The organism is Pseudomonas sp. SIMBA_067 (assembly GCF_046534675.1).
GTDB lineage: Bacteria > Pseudomonadota > Gammaproteobacteria > Pseudomonadales > Pseudomonadaceae > Aquipseudomonas > Aquipseudomonas putida.
Genome location: NZ_JAWRYH010000006.1, coordinates 371,861 through 387,206, shown reverse-complemented (window position 1 = coordinate 387,206; position 15,346 = coordinate 371,861). Strand labels below are relative to the sequence as shown.

Annotated in this window: 12 protein-coding genes; 4 read left to right on the top strand and 8 right to left on the bottom strand. The window is 63.1% G+C overall.

All coding sequences use genetic code 11. The features are described 5' to 3' along the window. Nucleotides 1-212: 212 nt before the first annotated feature. From vasI to tssM, 3 genes are read left to right on the top strand one after another with little or no spacing between them, the layout of a single operon-like run. The gene (gene vasI / locus SB765_RS16300) at nt 213-845 is read left to right on the top strand and encodes a type VI secretion system-associated protein VasI (protein ID WP_410931590.1); all 633 of its coding nucleotides are present in this window, start codon (nt 213-215) and stop codon (nt 843-845) included. Further along, complete coding sequence (gene tssA / locus SB765_RS16295; RefSeq protein ID WP_410931589.1) at nt 833-2,308, top strand: type VI secretion system protein TssA; 1,476 nt, start codon at nt 833-835, stop codon at nt 2,306-2,308. The genes vasI and tssA overlap by 13 nt, the downstream gene beginning before the upstream one ends. Continuing rightward, complete coding sequence (gene tssM / locus SB765_RS16290; protein ID WP_410931588.1) at nt 2,305-5,922, top strand: type VI secretion system membrane subunit TssM; 3,618 nt, start codon at nt 2,305-2,307, stop codon at nt 5,920-5,922. The genes tssA and tssM overlap by 4 nt, the downstream gene beginning before the upstream one ends. A gap of 19 nt (nt 5,923-5,941) precedes the next feature. Here tssM and SB765_RS16285 read toward each other — a convergent pair whose 3' ends face one another. From SB765_RS16285 to SB765_RS16270, 4 genes are read right to left on the bottom strand one after another with little or no spacing between them, the layout of a single operon-like run. Then, entirely contained in the window at nt 5,942-7,624 is a 1,683-nt protein-coding gene (locus SB765_RS16285; protein ID WP_410931587.1) for an FAD-dependent oxidoreductase, read from the bottom strand. Nucleotides 7,625-7,666: 42 nt separating this feature from the next. Then, nucleotides 7,667-7,987, bottom strand: a complete 321-nt coding sequence (locus tag SB765_RS16280; protein WP_016500295.1) for an NIPSNAP family protein — start codon at nt 7,985-7,987, stop codon at nt 7,667-7,669. Next, nucleotides 7,972-9,705 carry an FAD-dependent oxidoreductase gene (locus SB765_RS16275; protein ID WP_341795996.1) on the bottom strand — a complete coding sequence of 578 codons (1,734 nt, stop codon included), beginning with the start codon at nt 9,703-9,705 and terminating at the stop codon, nt 7,972-7,974. Before SB765_RS16275 ends, SB765_RS16280 begins: the two co-directional genes overlap by 16 nt. Before the next feature lie 4 nt (nt 9,706-9,709). After that, nucleotides 9,710-10,519, bottom strand: a complete 810-nt coding sequence (locus tag SB765_RS16270) for a shikimate dehydrogenase family protein (RefSeq protein WP_341795995.1) — start codon at nt 10,517-10,519, stop codon at nt 9,710-9,712. A 152-nt stretch (nt 10,520-10,671) separates the two neighbouring features. On the opposite strand from SB765_RS16270, the gene SB765_RS16265 reads away from it, so the two are divergent. Continuing rightward, the gene (locus SB765_RS16265; RefSeq protein ID WP_341795994.1) at nt 10,672-11,442 is read left to right on the top strand and encodes an IclR family transcriptional regulator C-terminal domain-containing protein; all 771 of its coding nucleotides are present in this window, start codon (nt 10,672-10,674) and stop codon (nt 11,440-11,442) included. Between the two features lie 75 nt (nt 11,443-11,517). Here the strand turns inward: SB765_RS16265 and SB765_RS16260 are convergent, their stop codons facing one another. The 4 genes from SB765_RS16260 to SB765_RS16245 are packed head-to-tail and all read right to left on the bottom strand — an operon-like array spanning nt 11,518 to nt 15,336. Further along, entirely contained in the window at nt 11,518-12,561 is a 1,044-nt protein-coding gene (locus tag SB765_RS16260) for an ABC transporter substrate-binding protein (RefSeq protein WP_341795993.1), read from the bottom strand. Further along, complete coding sequence (locus tag SB765_RS16255) at nt 12,558-13,694, bottom strand: NAD(P)/FAD-dependent oxidoreductase (protein WP_341795992.1); 1,137 nt, start codon at nt 13,692-13,694, stop codon at nt 12,558-12,560. The genes SB765_RS16260 and SB765_RS16255 overlap by 4 nt, the downstream gene beginning before the upstream one ends. Then, nucleotides 13,691-15,049: an NAD(P)/FAD-dependent oxidoreductase gene (locus tag SB765_RS16250; RefSeq protein ID WP_341795991.1), complete on the bottom strand. Its 1,359-nt coding sequence runs from the start codon at nt 15,047-15,049 to the stop codon at nt 13,691-13,693. Before SB765_RS16250 ends, SB765_RS16255 begins: the two co-directional genes overlap by 4 nt. Continuing rightward, on the bottom strand, nt 15,046-15,336 hold the full coding sequence (locus tag SB765_RS16245; protein ID WP_043201539.1) for a (2Fe-2S)-binding protein: 291 nt from the start codon (nt 15,334-15,336) through the stop codon (nt 15,046-15,048). The genes SB765_RS16250 and SB765_RS16245 overlap by 4 nt, the downstream gene beginning before the upstream one ends. Nucleotides 15,337-15,346 lie beyond the last annotated feature (10 nt).

The following is a 15,346-nucleotide window of genomic DNA, read 5'->3' as shown; positions in this document are numbered from 1 at the left end:
AACAAGCTGGGTCGGACTTCATGAGTCCTTTAAAAACCATGCGCTCGGTGGTAGCGCTTGGTCGAGCACGAAAATGTTAAAAAATATTTGTTTGTATCACCTGTTTTTTATGGGCTAGGCTCTTGTCAGTTTTGGGCGCTCAAAGTAATCGGAGTTCTTGCGCTCGTCGGATAAATGGGGCGTGCGTGTTATTGAGAGAGAATTTTCTTGCGATGACTGGTAAAAAAGCTTATGGGCTAAGTCTAGTGCTGGTATTGAACTTTCTATCGATGCCTGCGTATTCCTATCAGGATTGTCGGCACATCGTTTCTAATCTGGAGCGTTTGGTATGTTTCGATAGATCAGCCGGAACTCCTGCTCATCTTGTGCCTGTGCAATGGTCCGCACCGGAGCAGGACTCGACTACGTTGCGTCGTGTGTTGACCAATGAGGCGGGGCGGTCGCCAGAGGACCTGATGTTTCGCCTCAGGGCTGAAGATGATGGGCTGATGATATCGGCGCCTGCGATTGCTTCGGCCGCACAGCATTCCTATCTGGTGATCAGCTGTTTGCAAAACATTTCCAGGCTGCAATTGGTTGCCGCACAACCCATCGATACCGGTCGCGTGATCGTGCAATTGAAGGGGGAACGTGGCTCAACTGCTCCTACCCCTTGGCAGGTGATGGAGAACGGTCAGGTGCTTGACGCCGGCAGGGGCTTGCCGGGCATCGAGCAGATCAAAAAACTGATAAAGGCCCATCGTATTCACGTCGAGAGTGACAACCCGGCCGTTCACGGTCTGGTCTTTGACGCTCAGGGGCTGGACCCACTCATCGATGAGGCGCGCAAAGCATGTCGCTGGTAGCAGAAGTCAACCCGCAGGAAACTGCACGGTTGCTTGCTCCCATCGACGCTCAGAGTCCTGCCGGGTTGTTCGATGTAGAGGACGAAACCTACCAGGCCATTGATCAGGAAATGGTCAAGCTGGGCGGGCTGCAGGAGCCCTCAATCGACTGGGCCTACATCGAGGAAGCGTCCCAGCAGTATCTGGGCCAGCAGTGCAAGCATTTGCGCATCGCCGCGCATCTGAGTGCCGCCTGGCTGCGCAGCCGATGCTGGGAGCGTTGGGTTTTTACCCTGGAGATGCTCGCTGGCCTAATCGAACAGTATTGGGAAAGCTCGTATCCGAAACCTGGTCCTAAAGGCTTTCTGGGTAAACGCAAGTTGGTTGCGCTGATACTCAATCGTTTGACCGAAGCGCTGCCACGGCTGGACCGATTCACGTACACCCCCGCTCATGCGGTGTCGGCGCAGGAGGCCTTGCAACGGTTGCAACGGCAGCAAGCTGCAGCGCAATTGGATGAAGCGTTTTTGGGTGAACTTGAGCGCCTGCTTGCTAAATACACAGGGCTTGCCAACGGTGTGGGCGAGCCGACTACAACCTCATCCTTAGCCACGGCCTCTTCGGCGAGCAAGCCTGCGCCGCTGGCTGAGGTCATCGCTACACCAATGCCCCGCGTATCGCTGGGCAACGAGCGTGAATCACGCCAGGCCGTGCTGACCATGGCCGAACTGATCAATCAGCAGGACCCTTACGACCCGACGGGCTACCAGCTACGTCGATTCGGCTTGTGGGCCCACATCCAGGCAGCACCTCAAACCAAGCAAGGCAACCGCACAGAGCTGATGGCCGTGCCACAGGATATCGCCGGGGATTATGAAGAGGCCATTGCAGGCACCGGGATTGACGCGGCATTGCTCCTGCGTATCGAAAAGAGTGTAACCGCTTGCCCTTACTGGATACGCGGCAGCTTCCTGGCGGCAACCGCTGCCAGCCGGCTGGCAATGGGCGAAGTGGCAGAGGCCATTCGCGCCGCGACCGCGCGGTTCGTGCAACGCATGCCGGCATTGCAGCAACTGTGCTTCAGCGACGGCAAGGTGTTTGTCGATGATCAATGCCTGGCATGGCTCAAGGGGGCACATGGCGCATCTGGCCAACAAGCGGCCGACTATGAGTTTGCCAGCCTGCGTGAAGAATTGGTAAGCCAGCTGGAAGCAGGCGGCGTGGAACCCGTCTTGCTCAGGCTACAGGGGATGCAGGCGGATCTCCACGCGCCCCGTGAGCGTTGCCATACCACTGTCATCGCCGCAGACCTGTTGGCCGCTCGGGGCGTGTCTTGGCTGGCGCGGGACTTGTGCGCAGGTGTAGCTAGAACGATGCAGGAAACCACCGCCAGTGCCTGGGAGCCAGAGGTATTTCAACGTCTTCAGCAGTATGCGGTACCGCAGATAGAGGCTGATCGGAACAAGGAACGGGAGTCACGATGAATCAACTATGGAAGCACCTCAAACGTTGGGGCTTGCCCCTGGTGACTCGTATTGGTCTGGCCATGCCGCTGCTGCTCGGGCTGGGTGCTGCATTGATACTGGTGGCCATCTGGTGGCTCGGCCCGCAATGGACGTGGCGTGAACAGCAGCCGTTGGCAAGCATGGCCCATCGAGGGCTGGCCAGTCTGGTACTCGTGGTGGTGTCGTTACTGTGTTGGCTCGTGGTGTTGCGCAAGCGCAATCGCCGTCTGCAGGCAGAGCGCAATCAGGCCGCAGCCGTCGAGCTGGACCGGGTATTGCCGTACGTTCAAGCGCAAGAGCAGGCGTTGGACCAGGGGCTTTCGCTGTTTTTGCATAACGCTGGCGGCCGACGCGCATTGTACCGATTGCCCTGGTATCTGGTGGTGGGTGATCAGCGTGCTGGTAAGACCAGCTTCATTGACCGTACCGAACAAGATTTCTCGCTGACTCGCATCGACAAGGCACAGAAGCGCGGCCGACAGGCGCAAGCGCTGGCGTACCCGATTGGTTGGTGGGTCAGCAACGACGCGGTGATCATCGATCCACCAGGCGCCTTCATCCGCCAAGATTCGTGCTCAATGCCGCCAGCCGAGGAAGCAGACGCACCGGAGGTACCACCCGCTACACCGGCCAGGTTGTGGCAGCACTTACTGGGTTGGCTGGTGCGCAACCGCAGTCGGCGAGCCCTTAACGGCTTGGTATTGGTGATCGACTTGCCTGCGTTAGTGCACGGCACGTCCGAACAACGCGTTGCATTGGCGCATGTGTTGCGCACGCGGCTGTACGAGGTGAGCAGTCAGTTGGGCTCGCGATTGCCGCTTTATGTGGTTCTGAGCAAGTTCGATCTGCTGGATGGTTTTGACCAGCTTTACGCCGGACTTCCCGCCGCTTCGCGGGAAAAGATGCTGGGCTTCACGTTCAAACTGGATGCGATCGGTACGTTTGACGCTTGGCTAGACGAATATGGTGAACAGTACGGTCAGATGATCAGCGAGTTGTTCGAACAGATGGTAGAACGACTGGATGCACTGGACGGTGCGCTGCTGCGAGCCCGCTTGTTCTCATTGCATGCCCAGTTGATCGGTTTGCGCCCAATACTATTGGGCTTCCTCAAAGAAACACTTGCCAGCGACCGCTACACAACGCCTGCTTTGGTGCGTGGCGTGTATTGGTCTTCGGTGGTGCAGCAGGGCGACATGCTCAACGCCTTTGTTCGGGAGGCGGCACAGCCCTACAAGACGAAGCTCCCACTGCTTGAAGGCAAGGCGCAGGGCAAGGCTCTGGTCTATTTCATCCAGCACGCGTTTAGGCGCGTCATCTATCCGGAATCTGGACTCGCTGGGGACAACGTCAAAGTGGCGCGCAACAAGCGCCAGCTGCTCTGGATAGGCTCTGGTGTAGGCGTCCTGGCTTTGTGGGTTGGCATCGCCAGTTGGCAACGCTACTTCGATATCAATGGCGCCAAGGCCGCCAACGTGCTCGCCAAGAGCAGGGAATACAGTCATCACGAGATCGACCAGCGACTGGACCCGACCGGGCGCAACCTATTGGAGCCACTGGACCAGATCCGCGACGCGGTGGCTGTGTTTGGCGACTATCGTGCAGCGTGGCCGGGTGTAGCTGATTTAGGTCTGTATCAAGGACGTGCCATCGGTCCACGCGTGGATGAGGCTTACCTTAGCCTGCTATCCAAGCGTTTCTTGCCAGCCTTGGCCAGTGGGGTAATCGATGCCATGGCCGCGGCACAGCCTGGCAGTGAGCAACAAATGGCTGCCCTCAGGGTTTACCGGATGCTGGAGGACCGCCAGAACCGACGGCCCGACTGGGTCGAGGACTGGATGGCTCGCCAGTGGCAGCAAAAATTCCCAGGCCAAGGGCAATTGCAACGCGACCTGATGCGGCACTTGAAGTATGCACTGGCCTATGCCGATGCCGATCTGCCCCAGTATCGTCAGCGCATCGCCGAGGTGCAGCAGAGTTTGCGCAGGGTCCCGCTTGCCGAGCGGGTCTATGCGGGCCTCAAACAGCAGGCTGAGGAACAGTTGCACACCGGCCTGGACCTGCGTAATCAGGTGGGGCCGGCCTTTGATGTGGTGTATCAGTCAGCTGGCAGTTCCAGGAAAGGCGATGATGTCGTGCTGGCACCGATGCTCACCGCTAAAGGTTTCAAGGAGTACTTCGAACCGCGCAGCCAGCGGTTTGCTGACATGGCGATGATCGACCAGTGGGCGCTGGGTGAGCGCGGCCAGCTCGATTACTCTGACGCTGATCGTGAGGCGTTGAGCGAGCGGCTGCGCAATTTGTACAGCGCGGATTTCATCGACAGTTGGCGGCGCGCCTTGAACGCAATTTCGGTGACTGACTTCCGCGATCTGGACCATGGGGTGGCAATTCTGCAGCAATTCACCGGGCCAGCGGCACCCCTGCATCGGTTGCTGGATACCGTAAAGGACAACACTTTGCTGTCACCAGCCGTGGGCGTTGAGACACTTGAAGATGCTGAAGCGCTAGCACCGCCAGCCAGCACGCCCGAGCAACAACAGGCCTGGGCCATCCAGCGCGCATTTGTTGGGCTGAGCGCCATGCTGCGAGCAACCGGTGAGAAGCCCAGCTACTACGACGAAACCCTTGGAGCCATTACCGCCGTTCATGATTACGCCAAGGCGGTGCAGGACAGCCCCGATAGAGGCAAAGCTGCACTCCAGGCTGTGCATCAACGCTTCTCGATGACGGGTCAGGATCCAATTGGTACCTTGCAGCGAGTCTCTACCGGCTTGCCAGAGCCGATCAACCACCAGGTCAGGAAATTGGCCGATCAAACGGCACAAGTGCTCAACGTCGAAGCCCTGCGCGAGCTGGAGCGGCGTTGGGATGCCGAGGTGTACAGCTTCTTCCAGCAGCGCCTGGCAGGGCGGTATCCCTTCGTAGTGAGAGCACCTGACGCCTCCCTGGACGACTTTGAGGCGTTCTTCGGGCCCAAGGGGCGGCTGCAGCAGTTCAACGACCAGTACCTGAAGGTCTTCCTGAAGGACAACCTTGAAGCCCTGCAGGCCGGCCAGCAAGGGCGCTCGTTGATTCGCAGCGACGTGATCGAACAACTGGAGCAGGCAGATCGCATCCGCGAAACCTTCTTCGATCAGCGCGGCAACCTGAGCGTGCAGTTCAGCATCGAGCCGTTGGGGCTCAGTGCGAACCAGCGTACCAGCCTGCTGGACCTGGATGGCCAATTGATCGCCTACACCCATGGGCCGAGCCAGATCACCGGGATCGTCTGGCCCAATACTTTGGGGCAGCAGGTGCGCAGCACCCTTACCTTGCTGAGGCAGAACGGTAACAGCAGCAGCCTGGAGTACCGCGGGCCATGGTCGATGTTCCGCTTGCTCAGCCGCGGCTCACTCAATGGGCGGACGCCAACCAGCGTAGACCTGAGCTTCCGGACCGGTGATGGCGTGATGCGCTATCGACTGAATGCTGAAAAAGCCTTCAATCCCATCACCCAGCAACCGTTCAAAAGCTTCCGGTTGCCGCGAGGGTTGTTGCAACAGCCGCCCAAGGTGGTTCAGGTAGAGCAGGCGCATGGGCAGCCTTTATGAAAATCAGCCCTTGCGGTGTTCACTGTGAACGCAGGCCACTTAACGCTCTACCGGCCAGATACCCAAAGGTCATCCCCGGCCCAAGGGTAATACCACCACTCGGGTAATACCCGCCCATCACGCTGTGCATGTCGTTACCCACTGCAAACAGCCCGGGTACCGGCTGCCCCGCGTGGTCCAGCACCCGGGCCGAGGCGTCGGTGCCCAGGCCAGCGAAGGTGCCAAGGCTGCCTGGCAGCAGTTTAACCGCATAAAACGGCCCCTCCAGCAACGGCCGAAGCGACGGGTTGGGTGCCTGCTGCGGTTCACCCTGGGCCCTGTTGTAGGCCGATGCGCCGCGCTGGAAGGTCGGGTCTTCACCCTGTGCCGCAGAGTGGTTGAAACCGTCCACCGTGCGCTGCAACTGCGCGGCATCGATCCCACAGCGTTGCGCAAGCTGTGCCAGCGTAGCGCCGCTGTGCAGGTAGCCACAGCGTTGGTAAAAGCGGGTGGAGAAGGGAAACGGCTTGGCCCAGCCGATGCCGTAGCGGCGTTGCGCGGCGTGGTCGCAGATCAGCCAGGCTTCAGGTGGCTCGCCTTGCGGCGTGGCAGCGAACAGTGCGTTCATGAAGTCATGGTAGCAATCGGCTTCGTTGACGAAGCGCCGGCCATCGCGGCGCACGGCGATGAAGCCGGGTTTGGCGCGGTCGATCAGGTGCGGGAAATGGCCGAAGGTACCATCTTTGCGTGGTACCCGCGAAACCGGTGCCCAGGCACCGGATTGCGCCAGCTTGGTACTTACCAGGCCACCGGCCTGTTCACCCAGGCGCAGGCCGTCGCCGCTGTTTTCTTTGGGCGCTGCAGAGTAATGCCGGGTGCCATCCGGCGCATGAGCCATCAATTGAGCGATGCGCTTGCGGTCGTGCGGGAAGCCGCCACAGGCCAGCACCACACCCCGGCGTGCGTGAATCGCCTGGCCATCGGCAAACAGCGCGCCGCTGACCCGGCCTTCCCCCAACAGGCGGCTGGCCGGCTTGTCGGTCAGCAGCGTCACACCCAGGTCCAGGGCGCTGCGCAGCAGGCGTGCCACCAGTGCGTTGCCGTTGACCAGTTGCTGGCCGCGTCGGTGCAGCAGCAGGTCGCGCCCGTGGCGCAGCAGGCGTTTACCTACATGCAACGCTGCCTTGGGCGATTGTGTGGCATTGAAAAAGGCGGCCATGTCGGCGCCGCCGGCAATGCCCATGCCGGCCAGGCTGACGATGTCCAGCGGCGGGCGCAGCTTGTGCAGCCAAGGCCCCAGCAGGCGGCCGTCGTAGGGCAGTGCGCACAGCGAACGGCCGCCGTTTGCGCTGCCGTCACCTTCGCGCATGTCAGGTATGCGGCTACCGGATTGAAACTGTACAGCGGTGTGCTGTTGGAAAAACGCCACCATTTCGGGGCCGTGGCGCAGGAATGCACGCTGGCGTGGGTCCAGCTCGTGCGTATGGGTTTGCGCACGCAGGTAGCGTTCTGGGGCATCGTCGTTTTCGACGATGCCTTCGGCAACGGCCAGCGGGTTGCGCGGAACCCACAGCCAGCCCCCCGACCAGGCGCTGGTGCCGCCCAGCTGGCTGGCTTTTTCCGCAACGATCACGTGCAGGCCGTGATGCGCGGCGGTAACGGCGGCCGCCAGGCCAGAGGCACCGGAACCGATGACGAGTACGTCGCATTCGAGGGGTTGCATGCAAGGGTTCCGCTCAGGCGTTGGTAGGAGATGGCTTACGGTTTACTGCAGCGGCGAAAAGCCGGTGGGCCGCATCAGCCGCGATTGCAGGCGTACTACTGCCGCCAGTTCGCGGTTGCGTCGGGAGAATTCCGCCCAGCGCGGGTCGGCTGCCATCGCGGCGCGGCGGGCGATGCGCTCGTCGAGGCTGGCATAGCCCCAGATGTGCACCACCTGGTTGACGTCGCCGAACTCGCTGGTGAAAAAGCCCACCAGGTTACCCAGGTGCTCGCTTTGCACTTCCAGCGCATGGCTTTGGTACAGGGCCAGCCAGTCGGCCATTTTCAGAGGGTCGAGGGTGTAGGTTCTCAGTTCGTAGTACATGCCGGGGTCTCCGTTTGGGTGGCCGGCGCCTGCAGGCGCGCGGTGATGTGGTTGGCAGCGAGCCAGCCGAAGGTTAGGGCGGGGCCCAGGGTGATGCCGGGGCCGGGGTAGGTGCCTTTCATCAGTGAGTTCATGTCGTTGCCGACCGCATAAAGGCCGGCAATTGGCTGGCCGTCGCGGTTCAGCACGTTGGCCTGGGCGTCGGTCACCAGGCCGCAGGCCGAACCGAGGTCGCCGGTGTGGATACGGATGGCGTAGTACGGCCCGCTGGCAAGCGGCGCCAGGCATGGGTTGGGGGTGTGCTGCGGGTCGCCCATGTAGCGGTTGTAGCTGTTGCCGCCTTTGCCGAACGCGCGGTCGATGCCGTTGCAGGCGTCGGCGTTGAATTGCTCCAGGGTGTGCACGAATACCTGCGGGTCGACTCCGATGGCCTTGGCCAAGGCTTGCGGTGTTGCCGCCTGATACAGGTAACCGGCGTCGATCAGCGCCTGGTTGTTCACCGGTTTTGGCCGCGCCAGGCCCAGGCCATAGCGGTTCATGGCCTCGGCGTCGCAGACCAGCCAGCAGCTGGAAAGGCCGTTGGCGAACATGGTCTGCACGAAGTGGTGGTAGGAGTCGGATTCGTTCACAAAGCGCCGCCCGGCCGGGTTCACCGCGATCACGCCGGGTTTGGCGCGGTCTGTAACCAGATGCGGGAAGCGCTCACGCTCGCCACTGGCGTGGCGCAGTTCGGAAACCGGCGCCCAGAAGAAGTTGGCCGCCAGGCCCTCGCCCTGCGCTGCCGAAACAGCCCGGCCAAGGCGCAGGGCAGCGCCGTCGTTGGCAGCGGGTGACATGGTCAGGTGCGGTGCTTGCTGGGCTGGCCGGTAGCCAGCGGCGAGTGCGCCCGCCGCGAACCCGCCCATGGCGCACACCACACCGCCGCGGCACAGTACCCGTTCGCGGCGCCCCTCGTGCTGTACCACCACGCCCGTGACCGCGCCCTGTTCAACGATCAGTTCCAGGGCCTCGCTGCGCAACCACAGCTGTGTGCCATGGGCAAAGGCGCTGGTGGCCAGGCGGGCGATCAGTGCGTTGCCGGTAGTCAACCGGGTGCCACGCGGGTGCTGCAGGCGGTCCCGTGCGTAACGTGCCATCAGTTTAAGGCAATGCCACAACGACCTGGGCGAGCGGCGAATGCTGAGGAAATGCTGGATATCCACGCGGTTGACCATCATGCCGCCGAACAACAGCATGCCGGGCGGTGGCATTTGCAGGTCCTTGAAGCGTGGGCCGAGGTGCTTGCCGTCGTACTCGACCATTTCCAGCGCCCGACCAAACTGGGTGGCGCCAGGGGCATCGGGGTAATAATCCGGGGAGTGCGGTCGAAGGGCGTAGCGCAGCTCGGTGTGCTGTTCCAGCCAACGCAGTGCCTGGTGGCCATGTTCGATGAAGGCGTCCGCGAGGGCAGGGTCGTAGCCGTCGCCGATCACATGTTTGAGGTAGGTGCGCATGGCCGCGGGTGAATCCTTGGCCCCCGCGGCGCGGGCTTGATCGGTGCCGTACAGCCACACCGCGCCGCCGGATATCGCCGAGGTGCCGCCAAAACGTTCGGCCTTTTCCACTACCAGCACCTTCAGCCCGCGGCGAGCCGCCGTGGCGGCGGCGGCAAAACCACCGGCGCCGCTGCCCAATACCACCAGGTCAAAGCTGTGTTGTATGTGTTCAAGAGTGGCCATGGCCTCAGATCTCCTGCGGCGTCACGCCCATGAAGGCGCCAAGGTGGCCGAGTTGGGCGAAGGCCATTTCCGGGCCGGTCTGGGTCGCGCAGCCTACTTGCCGGGCGCGGTTCAGCAGCGGGGTGATTTCGGGCGAAGTGACCACGTCGGCGACCAGGGTGTCTGGCTGCAACGTGGCCAGCAGGGCAGCGGACAACGGCAGTTCTGCGCCTGTGCCCATGCCGACCGGGGAGGCGTTGGCCACCAGGTCGAAGTCTTCCAGTCCACTGAACTGCGTGCTGACCGAAAGCCCCGGGAAGGCATTGCCGAGTAGTTCGCACACAGCGCCCATGCGCGCTGTGCTGGGGTCGCTGAGGGTAATGCTGACGATACCTGCCTCGCCCAATGCGTAGCTGATGGCACTGCCAACCCCGCCGCAACCGATCACCAGCGCCCGTTTACCCGCCGGGTCAAAGCCATGCTTGCGCGCAGCACCGAGGAAGCCGGCGCCGTCTACGTTGTCACCCAGCAGGCGCCCGTCGCGCTCGCGACGTATCACATTGACCGAACCCAAGGCAGCCGCACGTTCGCTCAAACCATCCAGGCGGCTGGCCAGGGCCTGCTTGTACGGCACGGTGACCACGCACCCGCGCAGGTTCTGCCAGCCGCGCAGGCTGTCGGCAAAGCTGCCCAGCGCGGCTTCGTGCAGGTCGATGGGCAGCATGGCGACGTTGCAGTTGTTGTTGGCGAACCAGGTGTTGAAGTTCTCGGGGGACTTCACCTGGGCAATGGGCGAACCGACGATGGCAACCAGTTCAGTGGAACCACGAATCATGCTGACCTCCTTATTGATGTTGTTGTGAAGGCAAGCGTGATGCAGAGGTGGAAGAGCAACAATGCGTTGATCGGGCTTTTGATGCGATAATCGCAACCATGATCCGGTTATCGCAGTAATCGGCTGTTTTTTTCCACTTGCGAGTCGTAAAGATGAACACGCCCGCCATCCACCCCCGCGATTTGATCGCCGGCTTGCAGAAAGGCCTGGCCCTGATGCAATTGTTCAGCGCTGAGCAACCGCGCCTGAGCGTGCCGCAGGCGGCCAGGTTGTCTGGCCTTACGCCGAGTGCCGCACGGCGTTTTTTGCTGACTTTGGTGCACGAGGGCTTTGCCGAAACTGACAGCCGCGAGTACTGGCTGACGCCCAAGGCTTTACGTATTGGCCAGGCGTACGTGGACTCGGCGCAGCTGCCGCGCATGCTACGGCCGATTGTCGAGCAGGTTGCGCGCCAGACCCAGGAGCATGTGTCGGTGGGTACCCGCGATGGTGACGAGATCATCCACCTGGTGCGCAGCCGCTACAGCCATGTGGCGTCGTTGTCGATCAGGCCCGGTTCGCGGGTGCCAATGTATTGCACGGCCGGCGGGCGAATCTGGCTGGCCTGGCTGGGTGAGGGGGAGCGAGGTGAGTACTTTGCACGCAACCCGTTGCGGGTGTTGACGCCCTACACGCTCACAGACCGGGCACAGCTGGAGGCGGAATTGCACCGGGTGAAGGGGCAGGGCTTCTGTATTGTTGACCAGGAATATGAAGTCGGTATGCGGGTGCTGGGTGTACCGTTGCTGGACCGTGCCGGGCAGTTGAAAGCGACGCTGACCATCACGACTCATGCCTCGCGGTTGAGTGTTGATGAAATCCGCATGCGTTATTTGCCGCCACTGTACGAGGCGCAGGCGCTGTTGCGGCCAGTGCTGGATTGAGGCGCCATGCGGGCGGGGTGACGGTGCCCGCTGGCCGGCACCTGGGGCGCCGGGAGCGGGCCAGGGGGCCTCGGCCTATCGCTCGATCTGGCGATTCCAGCGGGCGTTCCATTCCGGGCGCTGGGTGTTGACCTGGTCCCAGTCGATGGTCACGGCAGTTTGCAGGTAGGTCTGCATGGCTTCGACCTGGCCACGGGTTTTGTCGCTGGTCGGCGTGTTGGGGTTGGACGGGATCTGGTCACCCAGTTCCAGTGCCGGTGCCTGCGCCTCAGGGCTGAGCAGGAACTCGGCAAGCTTTTGCGCCAGCTCCGGCTGGTCGTTGTTGGCGGTGACGCATTCGGCCTGGTTGAGCACCACGGCGCCTTCCTTGGGCGCGGCGTATTCCACCGGGATGCCCTTGAGCTTCAGCGCCGTCACCTGGGTAGGGGTGAGCGGGAACAACGCGGCCTCATCGGTTTGCACCATTTCCGAAAGCTTGGCCGAGTTTGGGATGTACTCCAGCACGTTCGGGCCAACGTTCTTCTTCCAGGCCGTGAAGCCCGGGTTGACGTCGGTATCGCTGCCACCGTGCAGGCGGTTGTACATGAGGAAACCGTGCAAGCCGAAGGTGGATGACGCCATCGACTGGAACACCACTTTGTCCTTGAAGCGCGGGTCGGCCAGGTCGTTCCAGGAGGTGGGTGTTGCCCAGCCTTTTTCCTTGAACAGGCGGCTGTTGTAGGCAAGCCCGGTCACACCCAGGCTGACGGCGGCAGCCTTGTCCTTGATCAGGGCCTTCTCCGGCAGCTGGGCCAGCGTCGGGTTGGGCTTGAGCGTGCTGCACAGGCCCATGCCGATGGCGCGGTACATGATGCCGTCATCCAGCACCATCACGTGGATCGACGGCTTGTTCGGCGTGGCCTGGACCTTGGCCAGGATGTCGGCCGAAGTGCCGGGAACGATCACCACTTTCACCCCGTTGGCCTTCTCGAACGACGGCAGGATGTTGTCGCTGAACAGCCGCTCCATGGTGCCGCCGTTCATGCCCAGGTACAGCGTGGGTTGCGCCATGGCGGGCAGGCAGGCGAACAGGCCAGGTACGGTGCAGAACAGGGCGAGCAAACGTTGCTTGTGCGTCATGACAGGTTTTCCTTGTAGTGGTGGCTGGGCTGAAAACGGTTGATGGAAAAGGCCGCCAGGCTGATGGCCGGCGCGCCATGAAGGACGCATTGCGCCAGGGCTTCCCCGGCTGCCGGGCCAATCTGAAAACCGGCGCCGGCAAAGCCGAAGCCATGCAGCAGGCCGGGTTGGCGCAGGCTGGGGCCGATCACGGGTTCGTCATCGGGCAGGTAGCCTTCGGTGCCGCTCCAGGTGCGAATCGCCTGGGCGCCGGCCAATGCCGGGTACAGCTCGGTGGCATTACGCAGGATGTCGAGCACTGCGGCTTGCCCCGGGCGGGCGGTGGTCGGGGTCAGGGCAAAGCCACGCCCACCGCCCAGCACGCAGTTGCCGCGCGCCACCTGGCGGGCGTAGATACCGCCGCCTTCGACCCCGGTGCTGGCGGTCATGAACAGCGGCAGTGGCTCGGTGACCAGCATGGCCGGGTGGGCCGCCGTCAGCGGCACCGCTTCGCCGAAGTACTCGGCCAGTTGCGCCGACCAGGCACCGGCGCAGTTCAGCAACCAGGGCGCCCTGAAGCACTGGCCTGTGCTGGTGCGCATGGTGAAGCGCTGGCCGTCGTGGTCTACCTCCAGCACTTTGCATTGTTCGTGCAACTGGGCGCCGCTGTGCCGGGCCGCCTGGGCGAAGGCGGGTGACACCAGGCGCGGATTGGCATGGCCGTCTTCGGGGCAATATGACGCGCCGACGGCGATATCGCCCACCCAAGGGAAGCGCTGGCGCAGTTCGCGGTGCTCCAGCAGTTGCAGGCGCAGGTCAAAGGCCTGGGTCCGACGGGCATAAGCCTTCAAGGCGTCGAAGTCGGTTTGGCTGCGTGCCAGCTTCAGGTGGCCGCTGCGGGTGTACTCGCCGTCGATGCCGATCCACTCGCGCAACTGCCCCCAGATGGCATGGGCACGCATCGACAATGGCAGCTGGGCCAGCGAGCGGCCTTGGCGACGGACCCCGCCATAGTTCACCCCGCTGGAGTGCGAGCCGCAGAAGTCACGTTCAAGCAGCGCCACCTGTTTGCCACCGCGGGCCAGGGTCAATGCAGCGCTGCTGCCGACGATGCCACCGCCGACAACAATGGCGTCCACCTCGATCCACTTCATGGCTTGATCTCCAGGCCGAAGGGCAGGGGCTTGACCGGTGCCTGGCCACGAAGGCGCCCGACCTGGTCAATGGACCGACCGCTTTCGCAGGCAATCAGTTCGGCGGCGGCGGCCCCGCACACACGGCCCTGACAACGGCCCATGCCGACCCGGCACATGGCTTTGACCCGGTTGATTTCCCAGTGCCCGGCGCGCACGGTGGCGCGGATTTCGCCAGCGCTGACCTGTTCACAGCGGCACACGGTCAACGGGTCCGGGGCCTGCCGAGCCCATTGCTCGGGGAACGGAAAGGCCTGTTCCAGGCCCTGGCGAAAGCGCTGCAGGGTAGCCAGGCGTTTTTCCAGCTGATGCTGGCGTTGCGGGTTGCCAGGTTTGCCGAGGTCGGCCAGCAGCGTCAAGGCGGCCAGTTCACCGGTCATTTCGGCGCCGTCGGCACCGAGGATGCCGGCGCCGTCGCCAGCCAGGTACACCCCGGGGCTGCTGGCGCGGCCCTGGGCGTCACGTACCGGTAGCCAAGCGCGGTTGATGGTGTTCCAGGCAAACTGGCAGCCCAGCAGGTCCGCCAGTTGGGTTTCGCTGCGCAGGGCGTGGGCGAATGCCACGGCGTCGCACGGCAAGGTGTGTTGTTGGCCATTGCGCGACCAGCGTACGGCGCTGGCGCGTTGCTCGCCTTCGATGCCCAGCAGGGTCACCCCCTGATGCACCGGCACGCCTTTGCGGGTGAGCCAGGCGCGGTAGTACAGGCCCTTGGCAAAGGTGCCCGGCTGCAGCAACAGGCGCGGCAGGGCGCGTACCTGGGCGCTGAACGGCGAGGTGTCGAGCACTGCGCTGACAGTGGCGCCGGCCTTGGCGTACTGGTAGGCCACCAGGTACAACAGCGGCCCGGTGCCAGCCAGCACCACCCGCTCGCCGATGGCGCAGCCCTGAAACTTCAGCGCGATCTGCGCGGCGCCCAAGGTATACACCCCGGGCAAGGTCCAGCCGGGGATCGGCAACACGCGGTCGGTAGCGCCAGTGGCGACGATCACCCGGTCGAATGCCAGGCGGTCGGCCAACTGGCCCTGCTGCAAGGTGTCCAGTACTTGCTGCTCGGCATTCCACACCAAGGTTTCCGGGCGGTAGTCGATCTGCTCGCGCAGTTGTTCAAGGGTGTTGTGCAGGGCCCGGGCCTTGTCCGCCTCGAAGCCGTACAACGCTTTGGCCGAGCGGCGAAAGTTGGCCGGCTGCTGGCGGTAGATCTGCCCGCCGCCACGGCTGGCTTCGTCCAGCAGCACTGGGCGCACGCCATGGGCCACGAGGGTTTGCGCGGCGCGGATGCCGGCGGGGCCGGCACCAATGATGACGGTTGCGCTCATGGCTGGCGCCCCGGTTCGCGGGTGACACATTGGCCCGGTTCCAGAAAGGTCGAGCAGGCGCGCACCCGGCGGCCGTCCTGCAGGCGTACCCAGCAGTCCTGGCAGGCGCCCATCAGGCAGAAACCGGCGCGCGGTTCGGCGCTGAAGTCGCTGCCACGCAGGTGGGTGGCGTTGGTCAGGATGGCGGTCAGCAGAGTGTCGCCGTTCATGCCTTGAGCCGGTTGGCCGTCGAGCAGGAAGGGCAGCGGCTCGCGGTCGTGTTCGGCCACGCGCTTGAACAGCGGCATAGGGGCATTC

Excerpts from the sequence above, each read along its gene's own strand:
- SB765_RS16260 (WP_341795993.1), bottom strand. The coding sequence starts at position 12,561 with ATGACGCACAAGCAACGTTTGCTCGCCCTGTTCTGCACCGTACCTGGC.
- SB765_RS16265 (WP_341795994.1), top strand. The coding sequence starts at position 10,672 with ATGAACACGCCCGCCATCCACCCCCGCGATTTGATCGCCGGCTTGCAG.
- SB765_RS16270 (WP_341795995.1), bottom strand. The coding sequence starts at position 10,519 with ATGATTCGTGGTTCCACTGAACTGGTTGCCATCGTCGGTTCGCCCATT.
- SB765_RS16250 (WP_341795991.1), bottom strand. The coding sequence starts at position 15,049 with ATGAGCGCAACCGTCATCATTGGTGCCGGCCCCGCCGGCATCCGCGCC.
- SB765_RS16285 (WP_410931587.1), bottom strand. The coding sequence starts at position 7,624 with ATGCAACCCCTCGAATGCGACGTACTCGTCATCGGTTCCGGTGCCTCT.
- SB765_RS16280 (WP_016500295.1), bottom strand. The coding sequence starts at position 7,987 with ATGTACTACGAACTGAGAACCTACACCCTCGACCCTCTGAAAATGGCC.
- SB765_RS16245 (WP_043201539.1), bottom strand. The coding sequence starts at position 15,336 with ATGCCGCTGTTCAAGCGCGTGGCCGAACACGACCGCGAGCCGCTGCCC.
- SB765_RS16255 (WP_341795992.1), bottom strand. The coding sequence starts at position 13,694 with ATGAAGTGGATCGAGGTGGACGCCATTGTTGTCGGCGGTGGCATCGTC.
- tssA (WP_410931589.1), top strand. The coding sequence starts at position 833 with ATGTCGCTGGTAGCAGAAGTCAACCCGCAGGAAACTGCACGGTTGCTT.
- tssM (WP_410931588.1), top strand. The coding sequence starts at position 2,305 with ATGAATCAACTATGGAAGCACCTCAAACGTTGGGGCTTGCCCCTGGTG.
- SB765_RS16275 (WP_341795996.1), bottom strand. The coding sequence starts at position 9,705 with ATGGCCACTCTTGAACACATACAACACAGCTTTGACCTGGTGGTATTG.
- vasI (WP_410931590.1), top strand. The coding sequence starts at position 213 with ATGACTGGTAAAAAAGCTTATGGGCTAAGTCTAGTGCTGGTATTGAAC.